Source organism: Corynebacterium pseudopelargi (assembly GCF_003814005.1).
GTDB classification, from domain to species: Bacteria; Actinomycetota; Actinomycetes; order Mycobacteriales; family Mycobacteriaceae; genus Corynebacterium; species Corynebacterium pseudopelargi.
Genome location: NZ_CP033898.1, coordinates 674133 through 687754, shown reverse-complemented (window position 1 = coordinate 687754; position 13622 = coordinate 674133). Strand labels below are relative to the sequence as shown.

Here is a 13622-nt window from a genome sequence, read left to right as displayed (position 1 = left end):
TAAGGCATGCACGAAACTTCGAGGACACGCTATCTTCTTGCGCTACCGGCAATTGCTGCCGCCGGTTTCTTTTTTGCTGGATCCGCCATGATCGGCACCTTGCCCGCGGCTGAAGCACGCACCACCGTGCTTGCAGAGGCTCCACAGGCTTCTACCAGCAGTGTGGTGGATAGCGCCGAGGTGCTCAGCGCGCAGGAAGAACAGGAACTCGATCAGGCCATTGGCACGTTCAATGCACGCACTGGCCTGAATATTTCGGTGATGTACGTCAAAACCTTCGATGGTTATAGCGGCACGCAGTGGGCCGAACAGATTGTGAAGCAAAAAGGCAATAATGCCGCGGTGCTAGCCGTGGCCGTCCAGGATGAAAGCTTTGGCATTGCAGCAGGCCAAAGCTGGCAATCCTCCTGGTTCCCCTCCCTCGAGCAGGCCGCCAAGTCGGAGCTTTCTTCGCGCAATTTCGGCGGTGCCGGCATGGCGTTTGTGCAGCAGGCGCAGCAGCTCGCCGAGGGTGGTGCATCCAGTAACAGCGGCGCGAGTAATTCCGGTGGCTCAGGTGGCGGCAGTGGGCTGCTGTGGCTCGGCCTCGGTGGTGCCGCCGTGGTGGGTGTTGGTGGTGCCGCGAAGGTGATGAGCTCGAAGAAGAAGAAAATCGATACGCAGGCAGCGCTGCAGCGTGGCCGCGAGCTTCCCGGCAATCAGGCTGATGAGCTAAGGAATCAGCCTATCGACGTCCTACAAACGCTTGCCGACGAAGAGCTGGTGAGCACCGATGAATCCATCCGCAAGGGCAAAGAAGAGCTCGATATTGCCGTCGCGGAATTTGGTGCCGAGCGCACCAGGAGCTTTAGGCGCGCCATGAATACCTCCACCACCACGTTGCAGCGGGCGTTTCGCTGGAAGCAGCAGTTGAGCCAAGGCGAGGTCTCCCCTGCCGAGCGCCGCACCCTTTTGGTGCAGATCATTGGTGAATGCCGCAAGGCCGACGAGGCACTGGATAAACAGGCCGCTGATTTTGCAGCCCTTCGCAACCTCTTAATCAATGCCGATGCCCGCCTGCGAGACCTCACAAAACGCTCGGTGGAACTGCAGGCCAGGAAGCAAGAAGCCGCCAGGGTACTTGAGCAACTGAAAAACAAGTACGACAGCGCGGTGCTTGCATCGCTAGAAGATAATATTCCCCTGGCCACCTCCGCTTTAGAGCAGGCAGACACGCTGATTGATGAAGGCCGCAAGGCCATCACGCAGGCAGCAGGCCAACAAGGCGGTGCGGTGGATGCGATTCGTGCTGCCGAAGATGCCCTGAACCAAAGCGAAAAGCAATTGCAGGCCATTGAGCATGCAGATACGAACCTGCAAGTAGCACGCCAGCAGCTTCCTGCGCTGGTGCAAGAAGTTGAAGAGGAATTACAAGAGGCAGCAGCGCTTCGCCAGCAGGCCCAAGAGCAGGCCACGCCAGTAAAGTGGGATGACTTCCAGCAGGCCATCGATCAGGCAGAAGCCGCGCTTTCGCACCATAAGGCTCACCCCCAAGATCCCCTGGGCACCTGGACCATGCTCAGCGAAGCCGACGCGGTACTAGACGAGCAGCTCGATGCACTGCGCCTTTCTAACACCGATCAATCCCGCCTACTGCAGCTAGCCCAGCAGCAATTCGCCGCAGCCGATGCCGCCATCCAGGGCGCTGCAGGGTTTATCCAGGCCCGCGGCCGCGTTGTAGGCCCAGAGGCTCGCGCACGCCTGGCAGAAGCAGAACGCTCCAGGGCTCAGGCCCAGCAAGCCCTACGCGATAATGCCCGCGCCGCGGTGGGCTTAGCGCGCCAGGCCCGCGTGCAGGCCGATGAGGCACAGCAATTGGCAAATGAAGATATGCGGCGCTACCAAAACCGCAATAACCGCGGTGGTGGCGGAGGCGACTTCATCACCGGCATGGTGCTAGGCCAATTGCTTGGCGGCGGCCACGGCGGCTTCGGTGGTGGCTTCGGCGGAGGCGGCGGCTTCGGCGGCGGAGGCTTTTCTGGCGGTGGCAGCTTTGGCGGAGGCGGAGGCTTCTCCGGAGGCGGAAACTTCTAAGCACCACCCAGTCGCTGCCCATGCAGGATGCGGTGATTGCTCCTAGCATGGCAGCATGACTGATCCCCAAAACATTTTGATCATCGGCGGCCACGGCAACGTGGGCTTGCGTATTGCCCCGCTGCTCAACAGCAAAGGCCACAGCGTCACCTCGCTGATCCGCAACCCTGAGCAACGCCCAGCCATTGAGGCCACCGGTGCCACGGCACATATTGCCGATATCCGCGCTTTGAACCCACAGCAGTGGGATGAGCTGCTGGCTCAGTACGACACCGTGATCTGGACGGCGGGTGCTGGCGGTAAAGGCGGGGTGGAAAATACCTATGCAGTTGATCGCGATGCGGCCATCGCTTCAATGCGAGCGGCCGAGCGCCAGCGCACCCGCTACGTCATGGTGAGCTTCTGGGGTGCCACCACCAGGGAGATTCCTCAAGAACACCCCCTGCATCACTACGGTTTGGCTAAGAAGGCCGCCGATGAAGAGCTGTTGGCTAGCGATCTTGACTTTGTCATTTTGGCCCCGACGGCACTGCATGATGGGCCCACTGAAGGCATTGCTGTGGTTGAGGTTGAAGCCACCGCCGAAGCGCCAAAGGCGGATACTTCGCGCGAACTGGTTGCCGAGGTTGCAGCCTTTGAGGCAAGCGCAGCAACACTGCCCAACGCGATTGTGGCGTTCCATGATGGCGATGAGGATGTAAAGCAAGCACTGAGCGCACGCTAAGCGCGCGGTGCCGTTTAAATCATCAAACGTGTTGGGGTATCCACCAATGCGCAGGCATAGGTGATGAAGGCGGCATCGACTGGGTGCAGGGCTGCGTCGAAAAGCTCGATGTCGAGCTCACCGGATACTCGTGCCTGGATGCGGGCAAGCATTGAGCCTTCGGCGTCGAGCAGCTTTCTTGTGCGACGCCACGGGCTTGTGCGTTGGAGGGTGTAGAGGCGGCCATCGCAATTGGCTTCTAGCGTGTGCACGGTCAGGCCGCGTTTGCCCATGGTGTAGACCGCGCCGGAGGTGCTGGTGCCGCGGGCACGGAAGCCTACGATGGTGCCTTGTGAGGATTCGATCAGTAGACGATCTTTGCCAATTTTTAATACCTCGGCCGTGACTGAGGCGATCACGCGGCCGTCGGGATCAAGGAGTTGATCGTCTACCCATCGAAACAACATTTATAAAAACACCAGCACCAAAAATAAGGAGATGAGCACCAAGGAAGCAATGAGCGCAACACTCATCGAGCTCAACTTGGATTCCAGCACCGTGCGCGAAATCAGCGAGAGAAAGACCTGCTCTTGCTCATTCGTCTTGCCTGCTTCAAATTCCGTATAGGAATTGCGCACACCGTTATTGCCGCCGGAGAACTGCCCGAGTTTTTCACCCGAGGCATCCTCGTACACCCAATCCGAGCGCTTCTCGCAAATCGCACGGGCCTTGCGGCCATCAAGGTCGAGCTGGATCTCCTTTGCAGAAGAGAACTTCTTTTCTACGCTCGCCTTGAAGCTGCGCTCGCCCACCTCGGCGGTGATGTTGCGCTGACCTTGGCTTAACTTCCAAGGCGTGCCTTGGACCTCCACCTGGGTAATGCCTTCAAGCTGTGCTGGGAAGGTGGCGATCGGGGTGTCGCCATCGGCAATCAAGGTCACGGTGTGCTGTTTGGAGTCGCGCTGACCCCAGCCGGTGTAATTCCATGCCATGGTTTAGCAACCAATCAGACGCTGGGCAAAGTAGGCCTCAAGCTCGTCGATTTTCACGCGGGTTTGTTCCATGGTGTCGCGATCGCGAACGGTAACGGCCTGATCTTCGAGGGTGTCGAAGTCCACGGTGACGCAATACGGCGTGCCGATTTCATCTTGACGGCGGTAGCGGCGACCAATGGCACCGGAGGTGTCGTAGTCGATATTCCAGTGCTTGCGCAGGGTATCGGCCACAGCCTCTGCAGTTGGGGTGAGGGTGTCTTTCTTCGACAGCGGCAGCACGGCGATCTTGACTGGTGCTAGGCGCGGATCCAGCTTGAGCACCACGCGCTTATCCACCCCACCTTTGGAGTTGGGTGCTTCATCCTCGTGGTAGGCATCCACTAGGAATGCCATGAGCGCACGGGTCAGGCCGAAGGAAGGCTCGATCACCCACGGCACGTAGCGTTCGCCGCTTTGCTGATCAAAGTAGGAAAGATCCTCGCCGGATTCCTTGATGTGGCAGCCCAAGTCGTAGTCGGTGCGGTTGGCCACACCCATGAGCTCGCCCCACTCGGAGCCTTGGAAGCCGAAGCGGTACTCCATGTCGATGGTGCCATTGGAGTAGTGCGCGCGCTCGTCTTCAGGCACGTCGAATTTGCGCATATTGTCTGGGTTAATACCCAGGTCGATGAACCAATCCCAGCAGGCGTCTACCCATTCATCGAACTTGGCGTCGGCTTCTTCGGGAGCAACGAAGTACTCGATTTCCATCTGCTCAAATTCGCGGGTGCGGAAGATGAAGTTGCCTGGGGTGATCTCGTTGCGGAAGGACTTACCTACCTGTGCGATGCCGAATGGGGGCTTCATGCGCGCGGTGGTCATCACGTTTTTGAAGTTCACGAAGATGCCCTGGGCGGTTTCGGGGCGCAGGTAGTGCAGGCCTTGTTCGTTGTCCACGGGGCCGAGGTAGGTCTTCATCAACCCGGAGAACATTTGCGGTTCGGTCCAGTTGCCGGGCTGGCCGGTCTCTGGATCGGGAATATCGGCCAGGCCATTTTCCGGCTTGTGCCCATGCTTTGCCTCATAGGCTTCAATGAGGTGATCGGCGCGGTAGCGCTTGTGGGTGTGCAGTGATTCCACCAGCGGGTCGGTAAAGGTGGCCACGTGGCCGGATGCGTGCCAGACCTGACGCGGCAAGATGATGGAGGAATCCAGGCCTACAACATCGGCGCGCGATTGCACGAAGGTGCGCCACCACTGCTTTTTGATGTTCTCTTTGAGCTCGGTGCCAAGCGGGCCGTAGTCCCATGCCGAGCGGGTGCCGCCGTAGATTTCACCGGAGGGGTACACCAGACCACGGCGCTTGCAGAGGTTCACTACGGTTTCCACCAAGTTGGTGTTTGCGTTCGCGTTGGATGACACGGGCGAGCACGACTCCTTATATAACGTGTTGCTGCGAAAAATTGCTTCGCTACAGTCTAACCCGCCGCCCGCTAGCTTTTCGACGCCCACCGTTGTGGCACGTCAACGCAGTTCATAGTAGGATACGAAATTATCCCTACCGTATCGGCGTCGGGCGTGGTTAGATGGATTAATATCCACTGATACCATAAAGTTTATAGTTCGTTTTTGTCCGATTTGTCGTCCGATTTGTCGAAGGTGGCTCAACTCCGAATGGATAACCAACCCCAGCTCGCGTCGTTCACCTCGCATGCGCTCGACCCGGTAGAACTGCAACAAAATCCCGGGATCCAAAGCGCCGAGCTCCTCGACCAAGCACGCGATTTTAGCCGCACCGCCCAAATCTTTGGTGCGCTCGACTCCCCTATCCGTTTGCGCATCCTGCACCTGCTCCAGCAGCGCGATCACTTCGTACACGAGATCGTCGCCCTGCTCGGTGCTAGCCAGCCTCTGGTGAGCCAGCACCTGCGCGTATTAAAAGAGGCAGGGCTTGTAAGCGCCGAACGCAAGGGGCGTCAGATGACATACCACCTGGTAGATACCAGCGTCACTGAAATCGCAGATATGGCCGAAGCGCTCATTGAACGCCTGGATCGCCGCCTGTTGCAGCGAGTGCATTAGGTGACACTCCATCTCTCGTACACCCCCGTTTTATAACGGGGGTGTTTCATTTTCGGTGATGCGTACCATTTTCCATTGCATTTCCGATAAGCCTGAAGGAAAGCGCTAAAAGTAACGAGAGCGAGAACATCAATGTCCCCTGTAGTAGACCCGAACGTACCCAAGCTTGGCGTGCGCAACACCCGCCAGCGCAGCGCCGTCGTGCAGGTGCTCCAAGATATGGATACCTTCGCCTCCGCCAAGGTCATCCACCGCGAGATCACCGACCGCGACCTCAAAGTGGGACTCACCACCGTCTACCGCACGCTGCAGTCACTCGCAGAAATCGAAGCCGTAGACGTACTGCAGATGAGCAACGGCGAAACCCTCTACCGCCACTGCAGCTCCGATGCACACCACCACCACTTGGTGTGCATGCGCTGCGGCAAGACCGAAGAAATTGAAGGTGGCCCCGTCGAGCAGTGGGCCAAGGATGTCGCAGCCCAGCACGGCTACCAAATGACCGGCCACGACGCCGAAATCTACGGCCTATGCAAGCCGTGTGCGGAAAAAGAAGCCTAAAGCCAAAGCCTTCTTCTTTAGGCCACAGCCACCCCGAAGAGGTGACCGAGTCCGAAGGTCACACCCGCAGCCCCCAGCCCAATGGCGAGCTGGCGCAAGGCGCGCTTCAGGGGTGGCTTTCCGCTGAGAATTCCCGTGATCGCACCGGTGATCATCAACGTCAGCCCCACCGCCACCAAGGCAATCAACGATGCCACAAGCGTTGAGATATTGAAGAAGAAGGGGATGATCGGGATCAAGGCACCAGAGGCAAAGAAGCAGAAACTAGAAATAGCAGCCTGCCATGCCCCGCCCACGGTGGTGCGATCTGTGGCCTCGATACCAGAGACGAAAGACTTCGCGCTGGGGTGCTGCATGCGGGTAAACACCTGCTGGGCTTTGTGCTCGGCTTCCTGCTCGCTCATTCCCCGAGCACGGTAGACCAAGGCGAGCTCATTGGCATTCACATCAAGTTTCGGGATGGCCTGATCCGCCTCAGGGTGCGGCGTAGAGGCCTCAAGCAGCTCATCTTGGCTTTTTACCGAGATGTATTCGCCCGCACCCATCGACAAGGCACCGGCTAAAAGGCCAGAGACGCCGGTAATCAACACCACGCCAGGGCTGACCCCGGAGGCCATCACACCGAGCACCAGGGCCAAATTAGACACCAGGCCATCATTGGCGCCAAACACCGCGGCGCGGAAGCTGCCACTCATCTGTTCACGCCCGCGCGCGGCTAAACCTCGCACCACCTCAGCGTGGATCGCCTCATCGGCTTTCATCTGATCCGTAGCATCAGCATCTTGGGCATAAGGGCTGCGCTGTTCTGCTGTCTGCATCAATGCGAGCGTGAATACCGAGCCAAAATTCTTAGCCAAAAACGCCAACATCCGGGTAGAGAAATCCGGCTGCTTGGGCAAGCCCACATCTGCGCCTAAAAGGTTGCGCCAGTGTTCTTCATGGCGCGACTCAGCCTCGGCCACAGCGAGCAGAATCTCTCGCTCCTCACCCTGCTTGCGCTTGGCCAGCTCTCGATACACCGCTGCTTCTGCGCGTTCATTGGCAAGATACTGCCGCCAACGTCGAATCTGGGCTGGGGTGGGTGAGGTGCTCATTTTGTGCCCCCGAATCGCCTATCCCTGCGAGCGTATTCTTCCACCGCGGCAAAAAGGTCATCCGGGGTGTAGTCGGGAAAGAGCTTGTCCTGATACACCATCTCGGCATAGGCCGATTGCCAGAGCAAGAAATTTGAGGTGCGCTGTTCTCCCGAAGGGCGCAAGAACAAATCCACATCGGGCATGTCGGGCTCATCTAAAAACTGCGAGAAGCTCGACTCGGTAATCGCCTCGGGGCGCAACTTCCCCGCTGCCGCCTCGGCGGCGATCGCACGGGCGGCATCGACGATTTCCGCGCGGCCACCATAATTCACGCACATGGCCAAGGTCATGGCGGTGTTGTCCTTGGTCAATTCCTCCGCGGCCTCGAGCTCACGAATCACGCTGCGCCACAGCCGTGGCCTGCGCCCCACCCAGCGGATGCGCACATTGTGCTGGTGAAGATACTCGCGTTGGCGGCGCAGCACATCGCGATTAAAGCCCATCAAAAAGCGCACCTCATCGGTGGAACGACGCCAGTTTTCAGTAGAAAAGGCATAGGCCGAAAGATACGGCACCCCCATTGCCAGGCAGGCATCCACCATGGACAGCAGCACTTTCTCGCCGCGCTTGTGCCCCTCGGTGCGCTTTAAGCCGCGCTGCTGCGCCCATCGCCCATTGCCGTCCATGACTAAGGCAATGTGCTTGGGTAAAAACTCAGCAGGAATATCTGGCACGTTCATCGCTTCACTCACGTGGAGTATTGTGCCATTTTCACACTTCATCCAACACCTGCAGGCTCTTTAACCTGCGTTCAAGGTGGTATTGCAGATAGCTTTTGAGCAATTGGTGCCCCTGCGCACCACGTTGAGGCGTAAGCACCTGGCTTGGTGAATGCCCATGGGCTAAAAGCCACAGCAAATGCAGCGTTTCTGGATCCACCTCGCTCGATCCAGGCGGCCTGCAGTGCACGCACACCGCCCCGCCGGCTGCAGGATGAAAGGCATGATGCGGCCCACGCGCTGAACACTGGGCGCAATCAAAGAGGCTTGGCGCCCAACCGGCAAGCTCCATGGCCTGCAAGAAATAACCATCCAGGGCCACAATCGGATCGGGATCCTGGGCGATCTGTACGATCGCTTTGACGCTGAGATCGTATAACGCAGGGTCTTCGTGGGCCTGGGATAGGGACTCGGCTGCTTCCAATACTGTGCAGGCGGCGGTGAAGCGACGTGGGTCGTCGATAAGTCCTGAAGCAAAATAGGACACGGTATCGGCCTGGGTGATCAGGCTAAGGTTGCGGCCCGGGTAGAGCTGGACGTCTAATTCCACAAAGGGCTGCAGCCTGGAACCAAAGCGGCTTTTTGCACGCCTCACACCCTTGGCCACCGCACGGACAAGCCCTTCTTCACGGCTGAGCAATACGACGATGCGATCAGCCTCGCCAAAGTCATAGCTGCGCACCACCAGGGCGCGCAGCCTGCGTGCAGGTCTAGGCAAATCCCAAGCGCCCCAGCAACTTAGGATCCTGCTGCCAATTCTTCAGCACCTTCATGCGCAGATCCAAGTAGACGTTTTGGCCAAGCAGCTCAATAATCTGCGGGCGGGCCGCATGCACAATGCGCCCCATGCGCTTACCGTCACGCCCAGCGATGATGCGCTTTTGGCCTTCTCGTTCCACATAGATCAACGCGTGCACATCGAGCACGCCTTCGCGCTCTTCATTCGGAATGATCTCATCGACCTCCACTGCCACCGAGTGCGGCAGCTCATCGCGCAAACCCTGAAGGGCGGCCTCGCGGATCAACTCTGCGATTCGGGTGTTGGTGTCATCATCAGTGACGTGATCATCGGGATAAAACTTTGGCCCTTCAGGCAACAGATCCACAATCACATCTAGAAGCACATCGCGCTGCTCGCCGGTCACCGCCGATACTGGCACGACCTCCGATTCGCCACCGAGCATCTCGTGCACGGCCAATAATTGCGCGCCCACCTGGTCACGGGAGGCTGCATCTGCCTTGGTCACGATCCCCAGCACCGGAGTGTTCGGCGCAAGTTTGCGCACGGCATCAAGGATCCAGCGATCGCCAGGGCCGATCTTCTCATTTGCAGGGATGCACAGACCAATCAGGTCCATGTCCTGGTAGGTGTCTTTGACTACGTCGTTGAGACGCTCGCCAAGCAAGGTGCGAGGGCGGTGCAGACCAGGGGTATCCACCACGATCACCTGCGCATCAGGGCGGTGCACAATACCGCGAATTGGGTGGCGGGTGGTTTCTGGCTGATCGGCAGTAATGGCAATTTTTTGGCCAACCAGCGCATTGGTCAGGGTGGATTTGCCGGTATTTGGCCTGCCCACAAAGCTGATAAACCCAGACTTAAAGCCCTCAGGTGTGTCTTGGAAGCTCACGCGTCTCCTCGTTGTAGTTGGGGCGCTTAGCGGATTCGCTCGGCGCTAAAGGTTTGAGCAGGTGCAACGAAGGCCTCTTGGCCAGCAATAAGGGCAAGCTCGCTCTCCTGCTGTGTAAAGGTGTAATCAATCAAGTTGAATACGCTGGCGGTGGTGCGCTCCAAAGCCTCCTTGATGCTGCCAGTTTGCACCAGGTGCCCACTAAACAGCGCGGTGGTCACATCACCAGTACCAGTGAGCTTGGTGCCCACCCAAGGGGTCTGCACCATGTAGGCGGCTTCGCCATCAGCAGCGATCATCTCGATGGTGTTCTCCGGAGCCTCGGGCCGACGCACCGACGTCACCAGCACCACCTCAGGGCCCATGGCGCGTGCGGCGTCAATGGCCTCAAGGGTGCTTGCAATATCGCTTGCCTCAACGCCGGTGAGGTAGCCCAACTCGAATTGGTTCGGGGTGATGATATCGGCAACGGGCACGACCTTATCGCGCAACAGCGGCGGGATGGCGTCGTCGACAAAGCAGCCAGTGGTCTTCGAACCCATCACGGGATCGCAGGCATAGACGGCCTTGGGGTTGACCTTCTTAATCTCTGCCACTGCGTCGATAATGACCTGCGCAATTTCCTTGCCACCCTGGTAGCCAGAAACGATCGCATCAATCTGCTCGAATCCACCTCGACGCCCAATGCCCTCGATCACGCTGCGAATCTGATCGGCAGGGATGAGGTCGCCACCCCAGTCCCCATAACCGGTGTGGTTGGAAAAATTGACGGTGTACACAGGCCATACTTCAAGGCCGATGCGCTGCAAAGGAAACACTGCCGCCGAATTACCAACGTGGCCGAAGCTCACATGCGACTGGATGGAAAGGATACTCATAACTCCATCATGCGCGACTGCGCTGCACACAAACAACTTGGCACACCCAGCGCCTGAAGTTTATTGCTCCGGGTCTTCCTTGTGCTCGTGCACCCGAACGATCACCGAGCCAACGCGCACCCGGCCACGACGGTCGCGGCCTCCTTCGGCACGCAACTCCAGCCTGCCTACTCGTACCGTGGATCCGGGCAGGGGCACACGGCCCATCTCAAAGGCGAGCAGCCCGCCGACGGTATCAACCTGGTTTTCTACCTCTTCAGAAAAATCGAGGGTAATACCAAGGTCTTCTTCGACGCGCTCGCCAAGATCATCCAGGCTCAAACGCGCCACCACGCGGTAGGTGGAGGGTTGCTCAAGGGCCTCGATGGGGGCTACTTCGCGGGCGTCGTATTCATCTGCGATCTCGCCCACGATCTCTTCGAGGATGTCTTCAATGGAGATCAGGCCTGCGATGCCGCCGTATTCGTCGACAAGCATGGCAATGTGGTTGCGATCGCGCTGCATCTCGTGCAACAGGGCATCGAGGTTCTTGGAATCGGGAACGAAGGTGGCCTCACGCATCACATCATCGACGGCCACGCTACGGCCACCATCGGTGCTGTAGTAGGTCTGCTGCACTAAGTCTTTGAGGTAGACCACGCCGATGATGTCGTCGACCGTCTCGCCAATGACGGGGATGCGAGAAAACCCAGAACGCACACACAAGCTGGTGGCTTGGCCGGCCGTTTTTCCTGACTCGATCCACACCATCTCCGGGCGAGGCACCATCACCGAACGCGCGGTGGTGGAGGCAAGATCAAACACCGACTGGATCATGCGGCGCTCTTCTACCTCTACTACCCCACGTTCTTGGGCAATATCGACCATCTCGCGCAATTCCACCTCGGTGGAATAAGGGCCGTCTCTAAAACCAAGACCAGGGGCAAATAGGTTGCCCACGCGGATAAGCAAGCTGGAGATCGGGCCTAAGATTTTGGCCACGATATTCAGCAGCAGCGCGCTGCCCAAAGACACGCTATAGGGGTTCTTTTTACCCACAGTGCGCGAAAACACACCGACTACCGCGAAGGTCACCAGCGAGGTACCAATGATGGCGGCGGTAAGCGCCCAACCAACATGGTGGATCAGCTCCAAGCTGACCAGGCTGGCAAACACCGCAGCGGTAGCATCAAGCAGCGTTTTCAGCAGCACCAGTAAGTTGATGTACTCGGCGCGATGATCCAGCACGCGCAGAAGGCTGCGGGCATTGCGCTGCTCTTCTTCTTTGACCATGTGCTCCACCCGCGCGCGGGAAATGGAGCTTACTGCCGCCTCAACGGTGCCGATCAAACCGGACAGCAGCAGTGCTGCCACGGTAATCAGCCCGGCAAGTGCCATGCTCATGAAGGCTCACCAATTGCAGGGATGCCGCCGCCTGGAACTTCCTTATCCAAAGCCGCGCGCTGCTGCGGGGTGGGAAAAGCACCGGCATTCGAAGGCTTTGGTTGGTATTCAACCTCAAGCTGGGCGTACCAATCCTTGAGCAAAGCATTCTGAAGAGCGAACATCTTTTGTTCCTCTTCAGGCTCAATATGGTCATAGCCCAGCAGGTGCAAACAGCCATGGGTGGTAAGCAACGCAAGCTCATGGCCTAGATCATGGCCTGCCTTAATGGCCTGCTTTGCGGCGAATTCTGGGCAAATGATGATATCGCCAAGCATCTCCGGGCCAAAGGGCTGCGCATCGGGGCGCGGCTGGCCGGGGCTGAGCTCATCCATAGGAAAGCTCATCACATCAGTAGGGCCTTCAAGGTCCATCCAACGCAGGTGCAGATCGCTCATCGTCGGGGTATCCACCAAAGAGATGGTGGCCTCGGCGTCGCTATGGATATCCATGGCAGCTAGGACGAAGCTCGCGACGTCGACAAGCATCTCCTCGTTGACGCCATCGAAGGCTGATTCATTAATGATCTCGATGCTCACTGCTGCTCCTCGAATTCCTCATAGGCCTCCACGATGCGGCCGACGAGCTGGTGGCGCACCACATCTTCGGCGCCCAACTCGGCAAAGTGGATCCCTTCAACACCTTGCAAAATGTCTTTGACTACCCGCAGGCCAGAACGCTGACCACCCGGCAAATCCACCTGGGTCACATCCCCTGTCACCACCATCTTGGAACCAAAGCCCAAACGAGTTAAAAACATCTTCATCTGCGCAGGTGTGGTGTTTTGAGCCTCATCCAAAATGACAAAGGCATCGTTTAAGGTGCGCCCGCGCATATAGGCAAGCGGGGCGACCTCGACAATCCCAGACTCCATCAACTTAGGAATGATCTCTGGATCGACCATATCGCGCAGCGCATCATGCAGCGGGCGCAAATAGGGATCGATCTTCTCATTCAACGTGCCCGGCAAAAAGCCCAGCTTTTCTCCCGCCTCCACAGCAGGACGAGTCAAGATGATGCGGCTTACTTCCTTCGCGTGCAACGCCTGCACCGCCTTGGCCATAGCCAAATACGTCTTACCCGAACCTGCAGGGCCTAAACCAAACACGATGGTGTTTTCGTCAATAGCATCCACATAGCGCTTCTGACCATAAGTTTTTGGCCGAATCACCTTGCCGCGGCGGGCCAAAATATCGCTACCGACCATGGTGGCCACCGACTCGGGGGCCTCCACGCTGACCATGGTCACGGTGTGTTTGACGGTATCTGGAGTAATCACATGGCCGCGACGCGCGACCGACTGCAGTTCTTTTAAGACCCGCACCGCACGAGCCACCTCGTGTTCAGCGCCGGCAATAGACACCGCATCGCCGCGAGCAAAGATACTGACATCGAGTTGGTTTTCTAGGACCTTGAGGTTTTCATCATGAATCCCCATGATCG

At 58.2% G+C, this 13622-nt stretch carries 15 protein-coding genes; 4 read left to right on the top strand and 11 right to left on the bottom strand.

Annotated elements, in window-relative coordinates; genetic code table 11:
• The first annotated feature begins 6 nt into the window (after positions 1-6).
• The gene (locus tag CPPEL_RS03330) at positions 7-2073 is read left to right on the top strand and encodes a TPM domain-containing protein (protein WP_123959809.1); all 2067 of its coding nucleotides are present in this window, start codon (positions 7-9) and stop codon (positions 2071-2073) included.
• Between the two features lie 55 nt (positions 2074-2128).
• The gene (locus tag CPPEL_RS03325) at positions 2129-2797 is read left to right on the top strand and encodes an NAD(P)H-binding protein (protein ID WP_123959808.1); all 669 of its coding nucleotides are present in this window, start codon (positions 2129-2131) and stop codon (positions 2795-2797) included.
• Between the two features lie 14 nt (positions 2798-2811).
• Here the strand turns inward: CPPEL_RS03325 and CPPEL_RS03320 are convergent, their stop codons facing one another.
• The 3 genes from CPPEL_RS03320 to CPPEL_RS03310 are packed head-to-tail and all read right to left on the bottom strand — an operon-like array spanning position 2812 to position 5172.
• Positions 2812-3243 (bottom strand): hypothetical protein, encoded by a 432-nt coding sequence (locus CPPEL_RS03320; protein WP_123959807.1) that lies wholly within the window; start codon positions 3241-3243, stop codon positions 2812-2814.
• Positions 3244-3768, bottom strand: coding sequence for a hypothetical protein (locus tag CPPEL_RS03315; protein ID WP_123959806.1), 525 nt, complete (start codon positions 3766-3768; stop codon positions 3244-3246). It lies immediately after the preceding gene.
• A 3-nt stretch (positions 3769-3771) separates the two neighbouring features.
• A complete protein-coding gene (locus tag CPPEL_RS03310; protein WP_123959805.1) occupies positions 3772-5172 on the bottom strand; it encodes a glycine--tRNA ligase in 1401 nt (466 codons plus the stop codon).
• Positions 5173-5424: 252 nt separating this feature from the next.
• Between CPPEL_RS03310 and CPPEL_RS03305 the strand changes: the two genes are divergently transcribed.
• Positions 5425-5832, top strand: a complete 408-nt coding sequence (locus CPPEL_RS03305; protein WP_123959804.1) for an ArsR/SmtB family transcription factor — start codon at positions 5425-5427, stop codon at positions 5830-5832.
• A 132-nt stretch (positions 5833-5964) separates the two neighbouring features.
• The gene (locus tag CPPEL_RS03300) at positions 5965-6393 is read left to right on the top strand and encodes a Fur family transcriptional regulator (RefSeq protein WP_123959803.1); all 429 of its coding nucleotides are present in this window, start codon (positions 5965-5967) and stop codon (positions 6391-6393) included.
• A 17-nt stretch (positions 6394-6410) separates the two neighbouring features.
• On the opposite strand, the gene CPPEL_RS03295 is transcribed toward CPPEL_RS03300, so the two are convergent.
• The 8 genes from CPPEL_RS03295 to CPPEL_RS03260 are packed head-to-tail and all read right to left on the bottom strand — an operon-like array spanning position 6411 to position 13617.
• Positions 6411-7487 (bottom strand): VIT1/CCC1 transporter family protein, encoded by a 1077-nt coding sequence (locus CPPEL_RS03295; protein ID WP_123959802.1) that lies wholly within the window; start codon positions 7485-7487, stop codon positions 6411-6413.
• On the bottom strand, positions 7484-8209 hold the full coding sequence (locus tag CPPEL_RS03290; protein WP_425453820.1) for an isoprenyl transferase: 726 nt from the start codon (positions 8207-8209) through the stop codon (positions 7484-7486). Before CPPEL_RS03290 ends, CPPEL_RS03295 begins: the two co-directional genes overlap by 4 nt.
• 31 nt (positions 8210-8240) lie before the next feature.
• A complete protein-coding gene (gene recO, locus CPPEL_RS03285) occupies positions 8241-8966 on the bottom strand; it encodes a DNA repair protein RecO (RefSeq protein WP_123959800.1) in 726 nt (241 codons plus the stop codon).
• A complete protein-coding gene (gene era / locus CPPEL_RS03280; RefSeq protein ID WP_123959799.1) occupies positions 8959-9879 on the bottom strand; it encodes a GTPase Era in 921 nt (306 codons plus the stop codon). The genes recO and era overlap by 8 nt, the downstream gene beginning before the upstream one ends.
• Positions 9880-9905: 26 nt before the next feature.
• Positions 9906-10757 (bottom strand): pyridoxal kinase PdxY, encoded by an 852-nt coding sequence (gene pdxY, locus CPPEL_RS03275; RefSeq protein ID WP_123959798.1) that lies wholly within the window; start codon positions 10755-10757, stop codon positions 9906-9908.
• 60 nt (positions 10758-10817) lie between these two features.
• Complete coding sequence (locus tag CPPEL_RS03270) at positions 10818-12140, bottom strand: hemolysin family protein (RefSeq protein WP_123959797.1); 1323 nt, start codon at positions 12138-12140, stop codon at positions 10818-10820.
• Positions 12137-12718: an rRNA maturation RNase YbeY gene (gene ybeY / locus CPPEL_RS03265; RefSeq protein WP_123959796.1), complete on the bottom strand. Its 582-nt coding sequence runs from the start codon at positions 12716-12718 to the stop codon at positions 12137-12139. The genes CPPEL_RS03270 and ybeY overlap by 4 nt, the downstream gene beginning before the upstream one ends.
• Positions 12715-13617 carry a PhoH family protein gene (locus CPPEL_RS03260; RefSeq protein WP_123961203.1) on the bottom strand — a complete coding sequence of 301 codons (903 nt, stop codon included), beginning with the start codon at positions 13615-13617 and terminating at the stop codon, positions 12715-12717. Before CPPEL_RS03260 ends, ybeY begins: the two co-directional genes overlap by 4 nt.
• Positions 13618-13622: the final 5 nt, after the last annotated feature.

Bases quoted from the DNA above. Each gene is read 5' to 3' on its own strand.
- CPPEL_RS03315 (WP_123959806.1), bottom strand. From the start codon at position 3,768: ATGGCATGGAATTACACCGGCTGGGGTCAGCGCGACTCCAAACAGCAC.
- CPPEL_RS03330 (WP_123959809.1), top strand. From the start codon at position 7: ATGCACGAAACTTCGAGGACACGCTATCTTCTTGCGCTACCGGCAATT.
- CPPEL_RS03320 (WP_123959807.1), bottom strand. From the start codon at position 3,243: ATGTTGTTTCGATGGGTAGACGATCAACTCCTTGATCCCGACGGCCGC.
- CPPEL_RS03260 (WP_123961203.1), bottom strand. From the start codon at position 13,617: ATGGGGATTCATGATGAAAACCTCAAGGTCCTAGAAAACCAACTCGAT.
- CPPEL_RS03270 (WP_123959797.1), bottom strand. From the start codon at position 12,140: ATGAGCATGGCACTTGCCGGGCTGATTACCGTGGCAGCACTGCTGCTG.
- CPPEL_RS03305 (WP_123959804.1), top strand. From the start codon at position 5,425: ATGGATAACCAACCCCAGCTCGCGTCGTTCACCTCGCATGCGCTCGAC.
- CPPEL_RS03300 (WP_123959803.1), top strand. From the start codon at position 5,965: ATGTCCCCTGTAGTAGACCCGAACGTACCCAAGCTTGGCGTGCGCAAC.
- CPPEL_RS03290 (WP_425453820.1), bottom strand. From the start codon at position 8,209: ATGAACGTGCCAGATATTCCTGCTGAGTTTTTACCCAAGCACATTGCC.
- pdxY (WP_123959798.1), bottom strand. From the start codon at position 10,757: ATGAGTATCCTTTCCATCCAGTCGCATGTGAGCTTCGGCCACGTTGGT.
- CPPEL_RS03295 (WP_123959802.1), bottom strand. From the start codon at position 7,487: ATGAGCACCTCACCCACCCCAGCCCAGATTCGACGTTGGCGGCAGTAT.
- CPPEL_RS03325 (WP_123959808.1), top strand. From the start codon at position 2,129: ATGACTGATCCCCAAAACATTTTGATCATCGGCGGCCACGGCAACGTG.